Below are 21,061 nucleotides of genomic sequence, written 5' to 3' on the forward strand. Positions count from 1 at the left end.
CTCCGTCCCCCGACTTCGAACCGCAGCAGCCCTTCTGCTGACGGCGATCCCATCTTCCGCACAACTCGTGATCAACGAAGTAGACGCCGACACGCCCGGCACCGACGCCGCCGAGTTCGTCGAGCTATTCGATGGAGGCACCGGCAACACCGCCCTCGATGACTACGTTCTGGTCTTCTTCAACGGCAACGGTGCGGTGAGCTACGCGGCTTACGACCTTGATGGGCTATCGACCGACGCTAATGGATACTTCGTGGCGGGGAACACCGGAGTAAACGGAGCCACTCTAAACTTCTCCGGCAATTTCCTTCAGAACGGTGCCGATGCCGTGGCGCTCTATCTGGGCACGGCCGCATCTTTCCCGAACGGCACGGCCGCAACGACGGCCGATCTGGTAGATGCGATCGCATATGACACGGACGACAGCGACGCGGCTGCCTTGTTAACCGGGCTGGGTCTGTCGGTGCAATATAACGAGAACGAGAATGGACAGAAAGATTCCCAGTCCATTTCTCGCCTGCCCGATGGAGGAAGCAGCATCTCCACGGTCGACGCGACCCCCGGTGCGGCGAACCCAACTCCTTCTGGAGCCCTTGCAATTTCCCTAGATGTCAGTTCAATTCCTGAAGATGGTTCGGCTTCTATCACTGGCACAGTCACGGCTCCTTCAGCCGTCAATGGTGACGTGACGGTGACGGTGATCATCGATGACTCCACCGAGGCGATGAGCTTCGACACCACCATCTTTGATGGAGATACCGAAGGCACATTCTTCATCGATGCGGTCGACGATCAGTGGCAGGACGGCGATCAAATCGTTACCGTAACTGTGGAAGCGGTCACCTACGATCCCGACAGCGAAACGTTCACCGTGACCGACGACGACACCGGTTTTCTGCTGGCGATCAATGAGGTCTACAACGCCATCGACGGCAACATGTATGATGCCAACGGTGACGGCACCGCTGATACCGACGACGAATTCATCGAGATCGTCAATCTCAGCGGCGGCGCCCTCGACATCTCCGGCGTGACGATCAGCGATAGCTCCTTTGAGCGACACGTTTTCCCGCAAGGAACGGTCCTTGGCCCCAACTGTTCGATCGTGGTCTTCGCGGGCGGAGATATCCCTCAAGGATCGACTGCAGCTTTCGGAAACGCCGAAGTTCAGTTTGCGCTGAGCAATCCTTTGTTTCCCGGCCTCTTCCTGACCGATACCGGGGATGTGGTCATCCTATCCGATCCGCTTGGCTCCATTAGCGCAGGGGGTGAGTTACACTCTTTGGTCCTTCCGGACCAAAGCCTCGCGGCAACGGCCGAATCGATCACCGCATCGACCGATTTGGATCCGATTCCGCCTTATGTCCTCCACACTACCACGCCAAGTGGATTGGCATGTTCTCCCGGAACATTCAGCGACGTGGCAACAACCCCGTTCTGCGTGCTGACCGACACTCTCACTGTCACCTTCAACGTTGCGGATGTGAGCGAATCTGCCGGGACGGTCGTGGGTGGCGGAACGGTTTCCGTGCCGGCGCCGGTTTCTGCAGACCTGACGGTCTACTTCACTTCAAGCGACACGACCGAACTTGATGGTGTGAGCATCGGTCCCGTGACGATTGCCATGGGGACCAGCTCGGCGGACTTCGACCTATTCCCCGTTGATGATCTCGACACCGACGGACCGCAGACCACCACATTGACGGCCCGCGCCTCAGGCTACCTGAATGGCAGCGGATCGATTGACGTCACCGACGACGACACCACCCCGTATACGCCGCCGAATCTCATCATCACCGAGATCATGCACAACCCGGCGGGTTCGGAGCCGGCTACCGAGTGGATCGAGATCTACAACGCCGACTCCGAAGCTGTCGATCTCGGTGGCGTTACCGTCGGGGACGAAGACGCTGTCTTCGGAACTCTGCCAACCGTCTCGTTGCCGGCAGGTGAATATGCAGTGATTTACAACGCGTCCCTCGGCTCCGCTGCCGACGTTCGTACTGACTGGGGAATTCCCGCAGGCGCCCTCGTCATCGGTGTCTCTTCGTGGGACAGCCTCGCGAACAGCCCGTCACTTGGCAACGAGGTCGTCAAGCTGTTCGATGCATTCGCCAACCTACTCGATGAGGTCGACTACGACGACGGCGGCGACTGGCCGTCGGACCCCAACGGAATCAGCCGCGCTCTAGTCAGCACCGCTTACGACGACGCGTCGAATGACTCCGGAACCAACTGGGTGCTTTCCACCGATGCGTCACAAAGCAATGCGGTGAGTCCCGCAGGCACTCTGTTCAGCACGTCCGACGTCGGAAGTCCCGGGTTCGACGGCACGGGAGCCGGCAACACCTTCGCAAGCTGGATCGCTGGCTTCGGTGGTGCCACGGACACCACGGCTGAGGGTACCAACGACTTCGACGGGCCGAACGTGCTCGACGCGTTCTTCGGAACGGATCCGACGGTCACCGACAGCAATGGAGTCCAGCCCGTCGGCAAGAGCGGCAACACCTTCACCTTCCGACACAAGCTGGCCGACACCGCGGTTACCGACCTGACGGCAACCTACCAGTGGTCTCCGACGCTCGCCGTCTGGACCGACGACGGCGTTGCGGCCGGCCCGATCACCGTGACTTTCGGAACCCCGACGGTCGTCGACCCCGGAGATGCGAACTTCGATATCGTCGAAGTGGTGGCCACCGTGACCGGTGGAACGCTGAACCGACTGTTTGTCCGGATCGAGGCAACCGTTCCCTGATTTCCAGGCTGCTGCATGGCGCGTTGGTCGAGGGCGGTCCCTGAACTCGGGGCCGCCCTCACCTTTGCCTGCGAGAGTCAATCAGGTTGGACTGCGCAAAATTGGGCGTTTCAACTGGGCGAATTGTCGCTTCCCTGCGGCATGGATTTGTCCGACTTCCGAAAGGAATACTCCGACCGTGGCCTGCGCCGGGAGGATCTTGAGCCCGACCCGCTCAAGCAGTTCGAGCAGTGGTTCCAGCAGGCGATCGAGCTGAAGCTGCACGAGCCGAACGCGATGTCGCTGGCGACGGTGGATCCGGACGGCATGCCACTGCTGCGCACGGTCCTCCTCAAGTACTTCGACGCATCGGGCTTCGTCTTCTTCACCAACTACGAGAGCCGGAAGGCCGCGCAGATCGCCGCCAACCCGAAGGTGTCGCTCCTGTTTCCGTGGATCACCCTCGAACGGCAGGTGATCGTCCAGGGCCGTGCCGAGAAGGTCGGAACCGCGGAATCCCTCCGCTACTTCACCAGCCGCCCCCGGGAGTCCCAGCTCGGCGCCTGGGTCTCCAGCCAGAGCTCGGTCATTTCCTCCCGCAAGCTCCTCCAGCAAAAGCTGGCCGAGCTCCGTGACAAGTTCTCGAAGGGCGAGATCCCCCTGCCCTCGTTCTGGGGCGGCTACCGGGTGGTCCCGGATACCATCGAGTTCTGGCAAGGCGGCCCGGCCCGGCTGCACGACCGCTTTCTTTACACAAAAGCGGCGCCCGACTGGTCGATCGAGCGCCTGTCCCCGTGAGGCCGGGGTTTTTTGATTCCGCCCCGCTCTACGATGTCCTAAGCAATCGGCCCGCCCGGGAGCGCTCCCGGCAGTGACCCCGACGATTTCCAGCCACCACCCATGCGAACCCTGCTCATCCTGCTCCGCAAGGAGCTGAAAGGATATTTCCGGAATCCTTTCGGCTGGGTGATCATCGCCGCGGTCGCGGTCGCCAATGGCGTCGGGATCTCGACCTCGATGAAGGGACTGGTCGACACGCCGTCGCAGCACAGCCTGATCTTCGCGACCTTCCACGCGCCGGTTTTCTGGTTCTGGTTCCTTTTCATCTTCCCGCTGATCACGATGCGGAGCTTCGCCGAAGAAGAACGCACCGGAACTTTGGAGACGCTGCTGACCGCCCCGGTGCGGACGTGGCAGGTGGTACTTTCGAAATACGGAGCGGCCCTCGGTTTCTACGTCCTGCTCTGGATCCCCACCCTGATCCAGTTCCACATCTTCCAGTGGGTGGCCGAGCTACCCGACGGCTGGACTCCCGGAGAAGTCCAGGGGACCTACACGATCATCTTCCTGATGGGGATGGCGTTCACGGCGATCGGCTGCATGGCATCCTCCCTGACATCCAGCCAGATCATCGCCGGCCTGCTGACGCTCTGCTTCCTCATGATCCTGTTCTTCCTCGGCTACGTCCCTGTGATCTGGGGCGGTGCGTTCCGCGGAGCCGAGATCTTCCGCTACATTTCCTGTCAGGAGCACCTCGCGTTCTTCGCCAAGGGCTTCCTTGATACCCGACCGATGGTCTACTACGGCACCCTGACCGTCGTGGTGCTCTTCCTGACCTACCAGATCGTCGACTACCGCCGTTGGAAACGCTGATGAGTGCCGAATCCAAAACCTCCGCCCGCCCGGTGAAGCGGTTCCGCGTCGGCTTCCTGTCGATCCTCCAGATCATCTTCGTGGTGCTGATTTTCTTCGGCGCCAACTTCCTGTCCTCGCAGCACCACCGCCCCTTCGACCTGAGCGACGACCTCGGTTTCACCCTCTCGCCCTCGACGCAGCGCTATCTCGCTTCGGACGCGGTCGCCGGACGGGAGGAACCGATCCAGATGATCGTCGCCTTCCGGGCGGACTCGCCATTCTACGACCGGATCCGCCCGATCTCGGAAGAATACGCACGGCTGTCGAACGGCAAAATCAAGTTGCGCCTGATCGACCCGATCCGGGCCAACGACCAGGCCGAACTCATCGCTGCCGAGTTCGGGCTGCTGTTCAACCAGGACATGGTCATCATCGATGCCCGCAGCCAGGAAGAGCGCGATCAGGCGGACGGCAAGAAGCTCAGCCCGCATGTCCACATCGTGAAGCTGGAGGACATGGTCGCCTACGAGACCGATGCCAGCAACCAGCGGCGCGTGAAGGCCTTTCTCGGTGAAGATGCCGTCAGGGCCGGGCTGGTCGGAGCGATCGAGGGCAAGCCACGGCGGATGTGGGTGCTGAGCGACAAAAGCGACCTGACCAGCGAAGAAAGCGAAGGCATCTGGCCGGTGCTCAGCGCGAACCTCGTCTCCCAGAACATCGTCCCCGAGCGCGTGCAACTCGCCGGAGTCGAGCGCATCCCGGACGAGATCGACGCCGTGGCAATCATCGGCGCGGCCTATGACCTGACACCGGAGGAATTGCCGGTGCTCGAGGAATACTGGAACCGCCCGAAATCCGCATTGCTCGTTACCACCGGGACCCGTGAGGTACCGTCGCGCCTCCGCGCGTTCCTCCGCAAGCACGGCGTGACTCCCCGCGACGAGCGGGTGCTTTCGAAGAAAGACGGCGTGATCCGCACATCGGTGCCGGCGCGCTTCACCAGCGGCATGGAGTTCACCCGTGACCTCTGGGAAAAAGCCACGCTGTTCGAGGGCACGACCAAGGTGCTCGAAGTCCGCGAGGGCGCCGAAGACCTGCTCAACAAACGCATTGCGCCCTACTCCCTTGTCGAGGCCGACATGCGGTTCTGGGGAGAGACGAAGTTCCCGGCCGACGACATTGAGTTCAACCCGGAAGAGGATCGAAAAGGTCCCATCCCGATCGCCGCTGCCGTGTTGCGCGGTAATGCGAACGACGACCGCGTGGCCGCCGAGACGTCGCGGATGATCGTAATTTCCAACACCGCCTTCCTCCACCCCGACAACGCCCGCCAAGCGAATTTCGACTTCATGGCGAGCGCCGCGAACTGGCTGGTCGGGCGTGAAAGCCTGGCGGGGGCGGCGCCGCGGAACATCCGTCGGCACAAGCTTCCGATCCTTGAACCTCAGGTCGCCTACATCAACCGGGTCAACCTGCTCATCCTGCCGGCGGCACTCCTCCTGCTCGGAGGGCTCACCTGGGCTTCCCGCCGTTCCTGATTTCCGCCATGCGCTCGATCTTCCTGACGCTCCTGCTCGGTCTGACCGCCGTGATCACGGTCGGGCTCTCCGGGCTGCGTTTGTCGGAAGGCGATCTCGCCCGGGTCTTCGGAGCACCGGCAGCCAAGATCGGCGACCCGCTCTACGAGTTCGACCCCAGCGACGTCACGGTGATCCAGCTCGCGGGCAATGGCGCGTCCGCGGTCTGCCAACGAAAAGAGACCGGCTGGTGGATCGTCCAGCCGTGGCACGACCGCATGGACCCGCGAGCCGTCCAGTCGCTGTTCGGCTTCACTTTGGGGACCAGGGTCGAGGGAGCGATTCCGGCCGAGAAGGTCGAAAGCGCCAATCTGGGATTTGCCGACGGACAGATCGCGCTGCGCTTCGCCACTTCGGATGACGAGCCGCTGGCCAAGTTCCGGATCGGCCACCGCACCGCATGGGTCGGCACGAATCCGGAGACCGGAGACAGCATCCCGACGGTCTTCGTCGAGCCCCGGGACAAGAGCCGCAAGAACTTCCTGTATGCCTGCACCGACGCGAATGACGTTCACTCGCTGCTTGGCGACGGCTTCAAACGCCTGCGGGACCACCACCCGTTCCTATTCCATCCGACGATCATCGAATCGATCCGCATCCGCAACCGGAGCGGTGAAATGGTGCTTTCGCGCGGGTCCCCGAAGGAACTCTGGAAGATCGTCAAACCGCTCGGGCTGAACTCGGACAAGGACGCCCTGCTGTCGCTCGTCCAAGGGCTCTATGACCTTGAGGCGGTGAACGTGAAAAACCGCTCGAACGTCACGCTTCCGACTGCGGATCCCGATGCGATTGACCAGATCGCGCTGAAGGTGTTCGGCAACAAGGAGGAGACCGTGCTGTCGATCTATCCTCCGGAGAATGCCGATGCCACGACCGTCCTCGCGGCAGTCAGCGACCGGCCCGATGCGGTTTTCGAACTGCCCCTCACCACCGTGGCGTCGCGCGAGGAAGGCAAGAGTCTGACCGGACTGAACGACCTGCCGCTCTCCGTGAACGCGCTGCGTGACCCGACCCTGACATCGATCGACCCGCGCGGGCTGAAGAGCATCCTGATTTCTCCCGCCGCGGGCGACGACATCCTCATCCGCCGCGAAACCCCTCGGCAGCGATTCCAGGTCATGCTCGACGGGCGCCTTGGTGATCCGAACGAGACCGCGCTGTTCTCGCTGCTGAAGGCAATTACCGAGGGCAAGGTCGCCGACTTCGTTTCGGACACCGCAACGGACCTGAAGCCCTACGGACTCGACCAGCCGTTCCTGATCCTCCGCTTCCTGTCCTTCGATGGGAACGCGATCCGCCTCGACTTCGGCGAATCCGAGGACGGCACCATTCACGCCATCCGAGAAGGCACCACGACCGTGGTGAAGATTGATCCGTCGATGCTCGCGCTGATCCCCACCAATCCCTGGGACTGGCGGAATCCCGCCCTGTGGAGCATCGCAGCGATCGATGTGACCAGCCTCCTCGTCGAGAAACCCGGGTCTCCGGATTTGGTCCTTACGCCCGACTTCTTTGCGGAAAAGTGGAAGGCAAAACTGGGGTCCGAAGACGTGACCGGCTCTCTCTCCCCCGAGCGCGCGGACATTTTCCTGCAGAACCTCCTCGATCTTGAGGCGAGCAATTGGCTTCGGCCCTCTGAGACCGAAGCTGACAAGGCATTGCTGAAGCCCGATATGGTCTTCACGATCTTCGCCAAGACCGTGGACGACCAAGGTGAGGAGTCCGGGGTGACATCGCCTCAAATCAGGATAGCCAAAGTGAAGCGCGGCAATATCGAACTCTGCTATGGCCGCGTCTCCACCCAGCCGTATCCATTCCTTCTCGATCCCGAGAAGGTCCGCCAACTGGAAGTCGACCTGTTCGCCACCGATTGATCAGTCGCCGAGCGCGGAGGTGACCCGGTCGAGGACTTCCTGGTAGGCCTCCATCACGCCACCGAGGTCGCGGCGGAAGCGGTCCTTGTCCATCTTCTCGCCCGTTTTCAGATCCCAGAGACGGCACCCGTCCGGGCTGATCTCATCGGCCAGCACGATCTTCGACGGATCCGACGCGAGGCGACCGAACTCGAGTTTGAAATCAACCAGCTTGAGTCCGCAATCGGCGAAGAAGCCGCCGAGGATTCCATTCACCTTCAACGCCGACTCGCGCAGGAAAACCAGATCTTCCGGCGTCGCCAGCTTGAGCTCGCGGATGTAGTCGTCGTTGACCAAGGGATCGCCGAGTTCGTCACTCTTGATGCAAAACTCGACCACCGGCGCGGAGAACTCGGTACCCTCTTCCATCCCGGTGCGCTTGCTGAAACTGCCTGCCGCGAGATTGCGGACAATCACCTCGACCATGAGGATGTCGACCTTGCGGACCTCGACATTCGTCTCATCGACCGTCCGCACGAAGTGTGTGGGGATGCCCTGCTTCTCGAGAAAGGCGTAGATCCGGGTGCTGATCGCGTTGTTCAGGCGCCCCTTGTCCTCGAACTGCGCCTTCTTCTCGCCGTTGAACGCGGTGGCATCGTTCTTGAACTCCATCCGCAAAACCTGCGGATCGTCGGTGGCCCAGAGTCGCTTCGCCTTCCCTTCGTACAACGGTTCCATGCCGCTTCCTAGGGAGCACCCCGCCGGGGGTCAAGCATGCCTCATTCGTTGCCCTCGAATTGAGCTCCGGCGACCAGATTTCCGCCGTCGTTGAGGCGCACGACGTTGTCCGAATAGATGTCCTCGCGCAGTCCCTGCTCGAGGATCAGTCCAGGTCCGTCGTTCTTCTCCATCCGGTTTTTCTCCACGACCATGCTGATCGCCGAAAACCTCACGGCCATCCCTCCGATCTTGTTCGCGTAGACCGAATTCCCGCGCACCCGGCCCGAAGCTCCGGCCGCGAGGACGATACCGTATTCCCGGTTGCCCATCACTTCGTTGGCCAGCAGGTCGATGCCTTCGGCCGCCGAGTCGATCAGGATCCCCGCGCGGCTGTTGCCCTTCGCCACGCACTCGGAAATCGATGCCGATCCTCCGTCCCACACCTCGAATCCGTGGCCGTAGTTCTCGGTCGATCGAGATTCGCGGATCACCAGTCGGCTGTCCTTGCCGTGCGCCGCCGCGCCATCCCAGCCATTGCCTTTGAATTCGCAGCGCAGCGCGTCGGCGACCCCGCTCTCGATCACTTCCAGCCCGTGCCCCGACGCCTCAAGGAACACGCAGTCCGCAAACGAGACTTCAGCGCCCCGCAGTTGCACCGCCGGGTAGCGCGTCTCGGCAGGATCGAAGCCCTTCTTGTGAAACACCACACCACTCACCGTGGCCTTCTTGGCACCGGGTCCGAAGGTAATCACGGGAGCCTCCCCGGCTTCGGCCTCAAGGACCGTCTTCCCCTCGCCCGCGCCTTCCAGCTGAACCGCGACATTGATCGCCAGTCCGCCCTCGAAGACCCCCTCGCCCAGCACCACACGGTCACGATCGCGCGCCCCCTGCAGGGCCTCCTTCAGAGTCGCCATATCCTCCGGAACCCGGAGCGTGCGCGTGTAAGATGCGATCTTCTCGTAAAGCGCACGAATCTCCTCGTCGTGCGGTGCCAGAGCGATCGCTTCCCGCATCCACTCGAGAGCCTGCGCGTCGAATGCCCCCTGGTCCCGGAGTTTCGCTGCCCCGGCAAGTTCCCGGGCACGACCGAATTCCTGTTGCTGCTTCTCCTTGGCCGCCGCGATTTCCTTGCCAAGAGTCCGGATCAGCTCGTCTCCCGGAAGCTCGCCCGCCAAGGCCGATAGCCCGGACTCCGCCTGCTCCCAATTTCGGATCTCGACCGCCGCCCGGATCGCTTCGGTCCACTGGGTGCGCACCTGCGACACCCGCGCCGATTCGATCTTGTCGCGAAGCTCAAGCACCTCCGACTCATTCGGATACTTTTTGAGAACCTTCTCCGCCGCCGCCGCGGCATCGTCCAGCCGATCCGCTTCGAACGCTGCCAAGGCCTCGCCGGACCAGTAGCCGACAAACTGCTCCTGCTCTTCCCGCATGCCGAACTCGATGCTCCGAAGACCGGTGAGCACGACCTCGGATCCGGGCGACAGCTTCTCAATCTGCAGGTAGGCCTCCTTCGCCTCCTTCCAACTTCTGCCGTCCACCAGTTTGGCGGCCAGCCTCTCGAGATTGGCCATCTCCATCTGGCGCCGGACATCCTTCTCCGCCTGGATGTGGAAATAGAGCCAGCCACCGCCGGCCCCGCCGATCACGAGGAACAGCATCAGATACAGAGCGACCCGCAAGCCCAGCCCCGTCGACTCAGGCTCCGGCTCGTTGTACTCCTCCTCCGGGTCCACCGGGGTGTCGCTCGGGCCTGCCTGAACCGCCGGCGCCACCTCAGATTCAGCCTGTGGCGGAGCGGGATCGGCTACCGGCTTTTTCGGTGGGACCGGAGTGCTATGGAAATCCTCGCGCTTGGTGGATACCGATTTGCCGGTCACGGAACCGGGGACAAGCGCCATCATCGCCGCGACCTTCTCCTGCCGCCGCCGTTCCGCCTCCTCGCGCACGGCTGCCATCGCCCGGTCGAACTCCTGCAGCCCCTCCTGGTAGCGCGTGGCAATCGTCTCATTCGGGGCATTTCGCACGAGATCCGCCAGGCGCTCCCGAGCCTCGGCGAACTCACCCATGCGGGTCACCGGATCCTCCTCCGCACCCAGACCAAGCACGCTTTTCGCCTCTTCCAACGTCATCCGACGCTCGTGTAGCATCGCCTCCGCGCGGCGAAAAGACCCATTCCCGGAAAGCGCGAAACCGTTTGGGAGCAATTGCTCTCCGGGGCGGCTCGGCCGCAGGAAATCACCCCCCTTCGTGCCCTCCCCGGCTCTGCGAATGACGTTTCCGGTAGGCCCGTGGCGACATCCCCATCAGTTCGGAGAACTTCTTCGAAAACGCGCTGTGGTCATAAAACCCGAGTTCGAGCGCGATCTCGGTGACCTGGAGGTTCGAGCTGACCAGCAGATCGCAGGCCTTCAGAATCCGGAGCCGCTGGATGTAGCGCGAGGGCGACAACTTGAACGCCGCCCGGAATCGCCTTTCCATCTGGCGGACGGACATGCCGACCATCCTCGCGAGCGAGTTCATGGAAACCTTTTCGGCGTAGTTGTGCTTCAGGTAGTCGGTGGCAGGGAGCAGATCGAGGTAGGGTTGCAGTTCCGCACGGGCGCCTTCGTAGCTTCGAACCGTTCCACAGACGCCCGCCACCTCGCCGGTCCGGGTGAAAAGCGGAATCTTGTCGGTCACGAACCACTCGGGTTCCCCAATCGAGTTCGGGAACAATTCGACGATCCCGATCATCCCCTCGCCACTCTCCATCACTTTCCGGTCGTCTTCCCGATACTTCTCGGCCAGTTCGAGCGGGAAAATCTCCAGATCCGACCTTCCAATCATCTCCGAAACGGTGGAAAATCCACACCTTTGGGCAAAGGCTCGGTTTCCCGACATGATGCGGAATTCGGTGTCTTTGGCAAAGTAGAGAAGACCCGGAAGAGTGTCGAAAAGCGCCCGAACTCCACCGGGTCTCAGCGATTCCAACCATTCCCGCGCAGCCTCGCTCATGTCGCAATCCTACACGAGGCTTTCGCCATCCTACAAGCGCGCGTTCCGGCCCTCGCCTATGTTCGTTACAACTCACAACCCGTGAAACCCATGAGTCAACAACCTGTCCGCATCGCAATCGTCGGTCTCGGCTTCGGAGCCGAGTTCATCCCGATCTACCAACGCCATCCCGCCGCCGAACTGGTCGCCATCTGCCAGCGCACCCGGAAGACGCTCGACGAAGTCGGCGACAAGTATGGCATCGACAAGCGCTACGAGTCCTACGACGACCTGCTCGCCGATCCGGACATCGACGCGGTTCACATCAACACGCCGATTCCGAACCACGCCGAGCAGACGATCGCCGCACTCAAGGCCGGAAAGCACGTCGCCTGCACCGTGCCGATGGCGACCTCGGTCGAGGACTGCCGCAAGATCGTCGAACTCGTCGAACAGACCGGCCTGAAATACATGATGATGGAAACCGTGGTCTACGCCCGCGAGTTCCTGTTCATGAAGGATCTCTACGACCGCGGCGAGCTCGGCAAGCTGCAGTTCCTCAAGGCTTCCCACCAACAGGACATGGATGGATGGCCCGGCTACTGGCCCGGCCTGCCGCCGATGCACTACGCGACGCACTGCGTCGGTCCGATCCTCGGCCTCGGCCGTCACGAAGCGGAATACGTGTCGTGCTTCGGATCCGGAACCATCCGCGAGGAAATGCACGATTGCTACGGCTCGCCCTACGCGGTCGAGACCTGCCACATCAAGTTCAAGGACAGCGACCTTTCCGCCCAGCTCTACCGCTCGCTGTTCGACGTCGCCCGCCAGTACCGCGAGTCTTTCGAAGTCTACGGCTCGAAGAAGGCCGTCGAGTGGCCGCTCATCGAAGGTGAGGAACTCGTGGTCCACACGGCCAAGAAGCCCGAGCCCGAGATCCCCGAGCGCGTCGAGTGCCCGGATTTCGCCCACCTGCTCCCCGACGAGATTGCGCCGTTCACCACGGGCGGTGTCTACGGTGGTGACGGCGGTGAAGAGCACCTCAGCTTCACCCAGGGCGCCGGTCACGGCGGCTCCCACCCGCACCTCGTGCACCAGTTCGTCGAACTGCTGCTCGGCCGCGGTGAGGGCTACCCGAACGCCGTCCAGTCGGCCAACATCACGTGCACCGGCATTCTCGCCCACGAATCGGCTCTCCAGGGCGGTGCGCTCGTCGCTCTTCCCGACTTCACACTGTCGAAGCCGAAGACTGACGAAGTGCGGGCAACCGTGCTAGTGTAACGCGCTCGGCATCCGAGACGTTTTTTTGGACGCCGGCTCCGGAAATCCCGGCGCCGGCGTCCGTATCTTATCACTGCACATCCACCCATGAGCCGACTTTCACGCATCCGCTTGCTTCTGCCTCTCCTCATTCTGGGAGCGGCGGTGGCAGCCCCCCTGATTCTTCCCCACAAGGAAGCCCGGCGTCTCGAAGTCCTGTTCTTCGGCGCACCAACCGAAAACGGACCCCATCACGATCCGATCACCCGCTACCGGGTGCTGAAGAAGGGGCTCGGCACCGAGGGGATCAACCTGACGTATTCGGAAGATCCTTCCGTGGCATTCACACCGGAAACGCTCGGCCGGTTCGACGCGGTTCTGATGTATGCCAACTGGAACCAGAACGAGCCGATGCCCGCCGACCAGCTCAAGGCGCTGGTCGACTACGTGGAAGCCGGAGGCGGCTTCGTTCCCGTCCACTGCGCATCGGCCTGCTACGGCGGATCGCCCGAGTTCGTCGAACTTGTCGGCGGACGCTTCAAGTCGCACGGCGGCGAAGAGTTTCAGGTCCGGAACGTTCAGCCGAACCATCCGATCCTCAAGGGACTCAAGGGCTACAAGGCGTGGGACGAGACTTACGTCCATGACCGGCTGACCGACGACCGCGACGTTCTCCAAACGCGCGACCGCGAGCCGTGGACCTGGACCCGCACCCAAGGAAGAGGCCGCGTGTTCTATACCGCCGGAGGCCACGACCACCGGGTTTGGGATCTGCCGGAGTTTCACAGACTGATCCGGAACGGGATCTACTGGTCGGTCGGACCCGATACCTATCAGCTGCTCGCCAACCTGAAGCTACCCAAGCTCGAACAGGAGAAGGTTTCCCTTCCCGGCTACCGCGAGCGCCGTGAGATCACCATGGCCCAGAAGCCGATCGAACCGGTCGAGTCGATGAAACTCGCTCAGGTGCCGACGGGGATGGAGCTTTCGCTGTTCGCCAGCGAACCGGACATCGTCAACCCGATCTTCGTGTCCTGGGACCACCGCGGGCGGGCATTCGTCATCGAAACGATTGACTACCCGAACAACCTCCAGGCCGGAAACCTCGGCCACGACCGGATCACGATCTGTGAGGATACGGACGGCGACGGGCGGGCCGACAAGTTCACCCGCTTCGCCGAGAAGCTGTCGATCCCCACTTCCCTCGTCTTCGCGAATGGCGGCGTCATCTGCACCAACGGCTCCCAGATGCTGTTCCTCAAGGACACAAATGGCGACGACAAGGCCGATGTTCGCGAGGTGCTGTTCGAAGGCTTCAACATGGGCGACACCCATGCGGGCGTCTCGAACCTCCGCTATGGTTTCGATGGATGGATCTACGCCACGATCGGCTACTCCGGTTTCAAAGGAGAGGTCGGCGGAAAGCAGCACCAATTCTCGCAGGGCGTGTTCCGCTTCAAGCCCGACGCGTCCGAGTTGGAGTTCCTGCAGAACACCACCAACAACACCTGGGGCCTCGGCTTCACGGAGGAGTTCGATGTCGTCGGCTCGACCGCCAACGGCAACCCGAGTTTCTACCACACGTTCCCGAACGAAACCTACAAGAGTGTCGGTGTGGATCAGGGCCGCACGCCGGCGGCGGACGACAATCCGATCTTCAATCCGATGTCGATGGACATCCGGCAGGTTGATCAGTTCGACCGCTACACCGCCGCAGCCGGTCACGCCGTCTACACCTCGCGACGCTTCCCTGCTGACTACCGGAACCGGATGGCCTTCGTCTGCGGCCCCACCGGCAAGCTGGTCGGCAACTTCGAGATGACCCGAAACGGTGGCGGCTGGAAAGCCGTGCAATCGCCCAACAACCTGTACGCGTCCGCCGATGCCTGGTCGGCCCCCGTTTGCGCTGAAGTCGGACCGGACGGCGCTGTGTGGGTCTGTGACTGGTACAACATCATCGTCCAGCACAACCCCACCCCCAGCCGCAACTCGGCCGGTGTGGATGCGAAAACGGGACGGGGAAATGCCTATGAGACCCCGCTGCGCGACAAGCAGCACGGGCGCGTCTACCGCATCTATCCGAAGCAGTCGGAAGACGAACCGAACCCGGGTCTGGATCCGAAGAAACCTGCGACTCTGATCGCCGGGCTCGACCATCCGAACCTGCTCTGGCGTCTGCACGCCCAGCGCCTGATCGCCGAGCAAGGAGACCCGTCGCTCGCACCCGAACTGATCCGGGCGGTCCAATCCAGCGAGTTCGCCGCACCGCATGCCCTGCACGCCTTGGCGGCTCTCGGCGAGCTGAAGCCGGAGTTGGTGCAAGCCGCCCTCGGATCGAAGCAACCTGCGGCTAGACGGGCTGCCATCGCCCTTGCGGATCCCGCGGTATTGAAAGCCGCATGCGTGACCGATGGCACCATCAAGTCGAGCGGACGGGAACTCGCCGAGATCCTGATCGGGCTCTCCAAGGGTGCCTCCGATCCCGAGATCGGTGCCGCCATTTACAAGGTGGCCGCAGATCACCCGACAGCCATCTTCGACGACCCCACCCTGCGCGACGCATGGCAGATTGCTTCCCGCCGGCAGGCTTCGGCTGTTCTCGCGGCGGCGAAAGCCGCAGGCACCGAAGGCGCACCGCCTGAGCCGGTGAACGTTTTGCCGAATTCCGGATTCGAAGAGTCCAGCGGCAACTTCCCGACCGACTGGACCGACCTTCGCGTGTATTCCGGCGCGAACCCCAATGACATCCGTGTCTCCTCGCCCGACAACGGCCGGAATGGTGGCAAGTGCCTCTCGATCTCCACCGACCGGCCCATCGACTGCGGGGTCGCGATCACCGTTCCCGTGACGCCCGGAACCCGCTACCGCCTGAGCGGCTGGGTCCGCTGCGAGAACCTCAACACGGTCGGCAACAGCCCCGGGGCGCTCATGAATATCCACGGCGGGCAACGCACCGGCGCCGTCAAGGGAACCACCGACTGGACCCAGGTCTCGGTCGAGTTCGATTCCGGTTCGAGCCGTGAAGCCGTGATCCACTGCCTGTTTGGCGGGTACGGCGGCGCTTCGGGAACGGCTTGGTTCGACGACGTTTCACTGGTCGCTATCGGAAGCGGCAACAGCCTCGAGGGCGCTCTCGACACCCTCGCCGCTTTTGACAAGGCCGGGGGTGTTTCCGAGCCCAAGGAATTGGTTCGGCGCTTCAAACCCGATGCCGAAGTGCACGCCCGGGGGGAGGCAGTTTACAACAAGACCTGTGTCGCGTGTCACGGCGTTGACGGCCGGGGCGTCCCCCACACCTTCCCGCCCCTCGACGGTTCGGAATGGCTGACTGGCGAGGCCGACCTTCCGATCAAGATCGTGCTCCACGGACTGATGGGGCCGGTGAGGGTCGGCGACGAGGTCTTCAACAGCGCGATGGCACCACTTGGTCCCGCTCTGAATGACCAGGAAATCGCCGATGTGCTGACCTACGTGCGGCAACGCTGGAAGAACGATGCCGCTCCGGTCAGTGCCGAAGAGGTAAAGAAACAACGTGCCGCTACTTCCTCGAGGACCACGATGTGGACCGCTCAGGAACTCGGAAGGTAACAAGGAGCGGCACCTTTCAGGTGCCGTTCTGAATCGAAGGGCACCCGATGGGAGCCCCTCCATGAAAAAGCCCCGGCAGCTTTCGCTGACGGGGCCTTTTTGAATCCAATCGCTTGTTCGCCGATCAATAGCGGTAGTGCTCGGGCTTGTAGGGCCCATCGACCGGCACGTCGATGTAGTCGGCCTGCTCGGTGGTCAGCTTGGTCAGCTTGGCCCCGATCTTATCGAGGTGAAGACGGGCAACCTCCTCGTCGAGATGCTTCGGCAGCACCTTCACCTCGCCGGGCTTGTAGCTGTCCTTGTTCTTCCAGAGGTCGATCTGGGCCAGCGTCTGATTGGTGAAGCTGTTCGACATCACGAAGCTCGGGTGGCCGGTGGCGCAACCGAGGTTCACAAGACGCCCTTCGGCAAGCATGTAGATGCTGTTGCCGGCCGGGAACGAGTACTTGTCGACCTGCGGCTTGATGTTCGTCTTCTGGACGTCCGACCGGGCGTTGAGCTTCTCCATCTGGATCTCGTTGTCGAAGTGGCCGATGTTACAGACGATCGCCTGGTCCTTCATCTTCTCCATGTGCTCGACGCGGATGATGTCGAAGTTGCCGGTGGTGGTGACGTAGATATCGCCCCAGCCGAGCGTGTCCTCGACGGTCAGCACCCGGAATCCTTCCATCGCCGCCTGCAGCGCGCAGATCGGGTCGACCTCGGTCACAACGACCTGGGCTCCCTGTCCGCGCAGCGCCTGCGCGCAGCCTTTGCCGACATCGCCGTAGCCGCAGACCACCGCGACCTTGCCTGAGATCATCACGTCGGTCGCACGCTTGATGCCGTCGACGAGCGACTCGCGGCAGCCGTAGAGGTTGTCGAACTTCGACTTGGTAACCGAGTCGTTGACGTTGATCGCCGGCACCAGAAGCGTGCCCTTGCGAGCCATCTGGTAGAGACGGTGCACACCGGTGGTCGTCTCTTCCGAGACGCCCTTCCAGTCCTTGATCATCTTGGCGAAGATGCCCGGCTGCTCCTTGCCGATGTTCTTGAGCAGGTTCTTGATGACCTCTTCCTCGTGACTGCCCGAGGGGGTGTTCACCCAGTCGGAACCGTTCTCCATCTCGTAGCCCTTGTGGAGCAGCAGGGTCGCGTCGCCACCGTCGTCAACGATCAGCTCGGGACCGCCGCCACACGGGAACTGCAACGCCTTCCACGTGCACCACCAGTATTCCTCGAGCGTCTCGCCCTTCCAGGCGAACACCGGGGTACCGGCGGCCGCGATCGCGGCGGCGGCGTGATCCTGCGTCGAGAAGATGTTGCAGGAAACCCAGCGCACCTCGGCACCGAGTTCGACCAGCGTCTCGATCAGGACGGCGGTCTGGATGGTCATGTGGAGCGAACCCATGATCCGGACACCCTGGAGGGGCTTCTCCGGACCGTATTTCTCGCGGGTCGCCATCAGGCCGGGCATCTCGTGCTCGGCGATGTCGATCTCCTTGCGACCGAAATCGGCAAGGCCGATGTCGCGGACTTTGTAATCTTGCGTGCTTTCTGCTACGGCACTCATCGTATCAAATGTAGGTGTTTTCGGGTTGGTTCCGGGGTTACTTGGCGGCTTTCTTCAACGCCGCAACCTTGTTCGTTTCCTCCCACGGCAGACCGCAGTCCTCCTTGCCGAAGTGACCGTAGTTGGTGGAGGCGGAGTAGATGGGACGGAGCAGCTTGAGCTGCTTCACGATATCGGCCGGCTTGAAGGAGAAGACCTTGAGCACGGCACCGAGAATCTTTTCGTCGGACACCGTTCCGGTGCCGAAGGTATCCACGTAGACGCTGACCGGCAGCGGGTGGCCGATGGCATAGGCAAACTGGATCTCGGCGCATTCGGCCAAGCCTGCTGCGACGATGTTCTTCGCCACCCAGCGACCCATGTAGGCGGCCGAACGGTCGACCTTCGAAGGATCCTTGCCCGAGAACGCACCGCCACCGTGACGGCTCGCGCCACCATAGGTATCGACGATGATCTTGCGGCCGGTCAGTCCCGAGTCACCCTGGGGACCGCCGATCACGAAGTTGCCGGTCGGGTTGATCAGGAACTCGGTATCCTTGGTCAGCATGCCCTTCGGCAGGACCTTCTTGATGACCTTCTCGATGCAGAACTTCTCGATCTCGCTGTGCTTCGTGCCGGCGGCGTGCTGGGTCGAAATGACGACGTTCACGATGCGGGTCGGCTTGCCGTCGATGTATTCGACCGAGACCTGCGTCTTGGCATCCGGACGTAGCCACTTGACCCGACCGGTCTTGCGGATGCGGGTCAGCTCGCGACCGAGACGGTGGGCGTACATGACCGGCGCGGGCATCAGCTCGGGAGTCTCGTTGCAGGCGTAGCCGAACATGATTCCCTGGTCACCGGCACCCTGTTCTTCGGTCTTCTTGCCGGTCGCCTTCTTGGCATCGACCCCTTGGGCGATGTCCGGCGACTGGGTGGTCAGGTAGTTGTTGATGAAGACCTTGTCGGCGTGGAACACGTCGTCTTCGTTCACGTAGCCGATCCCGCGGATCGCCTCGCGGATGACCGTGTCGATGTTGATCACCTCGCCGATCGACTTCTGGCCGATCTTGGGGATCGTGATCTCGCCACCCACGACGACCACGTTCGACTTCACGAAGGTCTCACAGGCCACGCGGGACTTCGGATCGACCTTCAGGCAGGCATCGAGAATCGCGTCGGAAATGGTGTCGCAAACCTTGTCGGGGTGGCCTTCGCCAACCGACTCGGAGGAGAAAATGAAGGAACTCATTGGTGTTTCGTTTTTCGTATCGTCAAATCGCGATGCGTTGATGTATCCCTCGGTCCATGGCGTCAATGCTGAAATCCCTGAAGCTTCTGGCCGACCCGACACGCCTCCGGATTCTCCGCCTTTTGGAGCGGGAAGCGCTGAGTGTGGCGGACCTGCAGGAGATTCTCGGGATGGGCCAGAGCCGGATTTCGACCCAGCTATCGTCGCTCAAGGCCGGATCGCTGGTGGAAGACGAGCGCAGCGGAAAGAACAACATCTACCGGTCCTCAATGCCTAGGGAGCTCGCGACCCTGACCGGCAGCGCGGCTGCGGAGATCCCCGAAACCGCCAAGGATGAGACTGCCCTGCGCCACCTTTTGAGAAAGCGGCAGGACCGTTCCCGTGCCTACTTCGACGAGCTCGCGGGCCGATTCGGCAAGGACTACGTGCCCGGCCGGTCTTGGAAGGCCTTGGCAGAGGCACTGCTCAAGGTCATGGCGGCCGGGACGGTCGCCGACCTCGGTGCCGGAGAGGGCACCCTTTCGCAACTGCTGGCCCAACGGGCTGACAAGGTCATCGCGGTCGACCTGTCCGAGAGGATGGTCGAGTTCGGAACGGCGTTGGCGAAGGAACACGGACTGGCCAACCTTGAATACCGCCAAGGCGACCTCGAGGAGCCACCACTTGATCCAGGTTCGGTGGATCTGGTCATCCTCAGCCAGGCCCTCCACCACGCCGCACATCCGCAGAAGGCGATCGACGCGGCGCTGCTCGCCCTCAAGCCGGGCGGCCGAATCGTCATTCTCGACCTGCTGCAGCACCAGTTCGAGCAGGCACGGGAACTCTACGCCGACCTTTGGCTCGGATTCTCCGAAGCCGAGCTCGCCGCGATGCTGGAGAGGGCCGGCTTCGGCGAAATCGAAACGGCGGTGGTCGATCGCGAGCCGGAGCCTCCCCACTTTCAAACCTTGCTGGCGGTGGCGCGGAAATCCGCATGACGAATCCGGCCCGCACCGACGCTTCCTCTGCCATGCGACTTTGGCCGCTTTTTCTCAGCCTGCTCGTCGGATCGTGCACGACCCCGACTCCGCCGTCCCCAACAGCGCCGGCTCCGGAAGGCTCACCCTCCCTCAAAGTCGCCGAAGCCGCCCCCGATACCGCCGAGAAGGCGAAGCCGGACAACACGCCGATTCGGCAGCCGAAACTCGTCCGCACCCGGATCGGCGGCATTTCCATCGAAGCGGTGACCTTCGACAGCAGGAGCCATCACTTGGTGGTTGCCGACCAACCCGGCGGCCCCGCAAGCCGGTGGGCTGACAGCCGTGCCGCAGGCCAGGCCCTTGGCGGCATCGCTGCCATCAATGGCGGATTCTTTAATCCGGACGGCTCTCCGCTCGGAAAGGTCGTCGCCTCCGGAAAGACCGCCGGAGCGGAAAACCGGGCGTCTTCGTTGGGGTCGGGTTACTACGTCGAAAGCCCGGGCGGCGGCATGAAGCTCGTCCGCCGCCAGAACTATTCCGGCGGGCGCCAGGCACTCCAGGCCGGCCCTTTCCTCGTGGAGAATTCCAAGGCCGTCAGCGGGCTCAGCCAGCGAAACTCCAGTGCCCGGAGCTTTCTCGCCACCGACGGGAAATCCGGATGGATCCTCGCCCGGACCGGCCCTTCCTCGCTGGAAGGGCTCGGATCCGCGCTCGCAGGGGCGAAAATCGGCGAAATTCGGGTTCAGAGCGCCCTCAATCTCGACGGCGGCCGGTCCTCCGACCTCTGGGTTTCCGGCTCCGTCGCCTCCGGGCCCCTTCAGAACCGGCCCCTGTGGAACAAGCCCGTGCGGAACTTTCTGGTTCTTTCCCGGCGTGACTGATGGGTTGACGAGAGCCTAACCGGGGCGCTACCGTGCCGACGTTTCGCGGGGCTTCCCAGAGCATCCGCCCGCTCCCCCGCCCTCTTTCCTATGTC

14 protein-coding genes are annotated in these 21,061 nt (G+C 62.5%); 9 read left to right on the forward strand and 5 right to left on the reverse strand.

Features of this window, described 5'->3' with window-relative positions; translation table 11 throughout:
* Positions 1 to 67 precede the first annotated feature (67 nt).
* The 5 genes from HAHE_RS21555 to HAHE_RS21575 all read left to right on the forward strand — a co-directional run bounded on the left by HAHE_RS21555 (position 68) and on the right by HAHE_RS21575 (position 7,820).
* Positions 68 to 2,755, forward strand: a complete 2,688-nt coding sequence (locus tag HAHE_RS21555; protein ID WP_338687414.1) for a lamin tail domain-containing protein — start codon at positions 68 to 70, stop codon at positions 2,753 to 2,755.
* A 141-nt stretch (positions 2,756 to 2,896) separates the two neighbouring features.
* Positions 2,897 to 3,532, forward strand: coding sequence for a pyridoxamine 5'-phosphate oxidase (pdxH, locus tag HAHE_RS21560; RefSeq protein ID WP_338687415.1), 636 nt, complete (start codon positions 2,897 to 2,899; stop codon positions 3,530 to 3,532).
* Between the two features lie 102 nt (positions 3,533 to 3,634).
* On the forward strand, positions 3,635 to 4,387 hold the full coding sequence (locus HAHE_RS21565) for an ABC transporter permease (protein ID WP_338687416.1): 753 nt from the start codon (positions 3,635 to 3,637) through the stop codon (positions 4,385 to 4,387).
* On the forward strand, positions 4,387 to 5,907 hold the full coding sequence (locus tag HAHE_RS21570) for a DUF7088 domain-containing protein (protein ID WP_338687417.1): 1,521 nt from the start codon (positions 4,387 to 4,389) through the stop codon (positions 5,905 to 5,907). Before HAHE_RS21565 ends, HAHE_RS21570 begins: the two co-directional genes overlap by 1 nt.
* 8 nt (positions 5,908 to 5,915) lie before the next feature.
* Positions 5,916 to 7,820, forward strand: coding sequence for a DUF4340 domain-containing protein (locus tag HAHE_RS21575; protein ID WP_338687418.1), 1,905 nt, complete (start codon positions 5,916 to 5,918; stop codon positions 7,818 to 7,820).
* Here the strand turns inward: HAHE_RS21575 and purC are convergent, their stop codons facing one another.
* The 3 genes from purC to HAHE_RS21590 form a co-directional block, all read right to left on the reverse strand.
* Complete coding sequence (gene purC / locus HAHE_RS21580) at positions 7,821 to 8,537, reverse strand: phosphoribosylaminoimidazolesuccinocarboxamide synthase (RefSeq protein ID WP_338687419.1); 717 nt, start codon at positions 8,535 to 8,537, stop codon at positions 7,821 to 7,823.
* Positions 8,538 to 8,578: 41 nt separating this feature from the next.
* The gene (locus tag HAHE_RS21585; RefSeq protein WP_338687420.1) at positions 8,579 to 10,669 is read right to left on the reverse strand and encodes a right-handed parallel beta-helix repeat-containing protein; all 2,091 of its coding nucleotides are present in this window, start codon (positions 10,667 to 10,669) and stop codon (positions 8,579 to 8,581) included.
* 88 nt (positions 10,670 to 10,757) lie between these two features.
* Entirely contained in the window at positions 10,758 to 11,516 is a 759-nt protein-coding gene (locus HAHE_RS21590; RefSeq protein ID WP_338687421.1) for an AraC family transcriptional regulator, read from the reverse strand.
* 90 nt (positions 11,517 to 11,606) lie between these two features.
* Between HAHE_RS21590 and HAHE_RS21595 the strand changes: the two genes are divergently transcribed.
* Positions 11,607 to 12,776: a Gfo/Idh/MocA family oxidoreductase gene (locus HAHE_RS21595; RefSeq protein WP_338687422.1), complete on the forward strand. Its 1,170-nt coding sequence runs from the start codon at positions 11,607 to 11,609 to the stop codon at positions 12,774 to 12,776.
* A gap of 87 nt (positions 12,777 to 12,863) precedes the next feature.
* Positions 12,864 to 16,343, forward strand: coding sequence for a PVC-type heme-binding CxxCH protein (locus tag HAHE_RS21600; RefSeq protein WP_338687423.1), 3,480 nt, complete (start codon positions 12,864 to 12,866; stop codon positions 16,341 to 16,343).
* 124 nt (positions 16,344 to 16,467) lie between these two features.
* Here the strand turns inward: HAHE_RS21600 and ahcY are convergent, their stop codons facing one another.
* Positions 16,468 to 17,895, reverse strand: coding sequence for an adenosylhomocysteinase (gene ahcY / locus HAHE_RS21605; RefSeq protein WP_338687424.1), 1,428 nt, complete (start codon positions 17,893 to 17,895; stop codon positions 16,468 to 16,470).
* A 37-nt stretch (positions 17,896 to 17,932) separates the two neighbouring features.
* Positions 17,933 to 19,126 (reverse strand): methionine adenosyltransferase, encoded by a 1,194-nt coding sequence (gene metK, locus HAHE_RS21610; protein ID WP_338687425.1) that lies wholly within the window; start codon positions 19,124 to 19,126, stop codon positions 17,933 to 17,935.
* A gap of 56 nt (positions 19,127 to 19,182) precedes the next feature.
* Here metK and HAHE_RS21615 point away from each other — a divergent pair, with 56 nt between their 5' ends.
* Together HAHE_RS21615 and HAHE_RS21620 are read left to right on the forward strand one after the other, a co-directional pair.
* Complete coding sequence (locus tag HAHE_RS21615) at positions 19,183 to 20,103, forward strand: metalloregulator ArsR/SmtB family transcription factor (RefSeq protein WP_338687426.1); 921 nt, start codon at positions 19,183 to 19,185, stop codon at positions 20,101 to 20,103.
* Between the two features lie 32 nt (positions 20,104 to 20,135).
* Positions 20,136 to 20,966: a phosphodiester glycosidase family protein gene (locus HAHE_RS21620; RefSeq protein WP_338687427.1), complete on the forward strand. Its 831-nt coding sequence runs from the start codon at positions 20,136 to 20,138 to the stop codon at positions 20,964 to 20,966.
* The last annotated feature ends 95 nt before the right edge of the window (positions 20,967 to 21,061 follow it).

The organism is Haloferula helveola (assembly GCF_037076345.1).
Classification (GTDB): domain Bacteria; phylum Verrucomicrobiota; class Verrucomicrobiia; order Verrucomicrobiales; family Akkermansiaceae; genus Haloferula; species Haloferula helveola.

Coding starts and splice junctions, on each gene's coding strand:
- pdxH (WP_338687415.1), top strand. CDS start 2,897: ATGGATTTGTCCGACTTCCGAAAGGAATACTCCGACCGTGGCCTGCGC.
- HAHE_RS21565 (WP_338687416.1), top strand. CDS start 3,635: ATGCGAACCCTGCTCATCCTGCTCCGCAAGGAGCTGAAAGGATATTTC.
- HAHE_RS21570 (WP_338687417.1), top strand. CDS start 4,387: ATGAGTGCCGAATCCAAAACCTCCGCCCGCCCGGTGAAGCGGTTCCGC.
- HAHE_RS21575 (WP_338687418.1), top strand. CDS start 5,916: ATGCGCTCGATCTTCCTGACGCTCCTGCTCGGTCTGACCGCCGTGATC.
- purC (WP_338687419.1), bottom strand. CDS start 8,537: ATGGAACCGTTGTACGAAGGGAAGGCGAAGCGACTCTGGGCCACCGAC.
- HAHE_RS21585 (WP_338687420.1), bottom strand. CDS start 10,669: ATGCTACACGAGCGTCGGATGACGTTGGAAGAGGCGAAAAGCGTGCTT.
- HAHE_RS21590 (WP_338687421.1), bottom strand. CDS start 11,516: ATGAGCGAGGCTGCGCGGGAATGGTTGGAATCGCTGAGACCCGGTGGA.
- HAHE_RS21595 (WP_338687422.1), top strand. CDS start 11,607: ATGAGTCAACAACCTGTCCGCATCGCAATCGTCGGTCTCGGCTTCGGA.
- HAHE_RS21600 (WP_338687423.1), top strand. CDS start 12,864: ATGAGCCGACTTTCACGCATCCGCTTGCTTCTGCCTCTCCTCATTCTG.
- ahcY (WP_338687424.1), bottom strand. CDS start 17,895: ATGAGTGCCGTAGCAGAAAGCACGCAAGATTACAAAGTCCGCGACATC.
- metK (WP_338687425.1), bottom strand. CDS start 19,126: ATGAGTTCCTTCATTTTCTCCTCCGAGTCGGTTGGCGAAGGCCACCCC.
- HAHE_RS21615 (WP_338687426.1), top strand. CDS start 19,183: ATGGCGTCAATGCTGAAATCCCTGAAGCTTCTGGCCGACCCGACACGC.
- HAHE_RS21620 (WP_338687427.1), top strand. CDS start 20,136: ATGCGACTTTGGCCGCTTTTTCTCAGCCTGCTCGTCGGATCGTGCACG.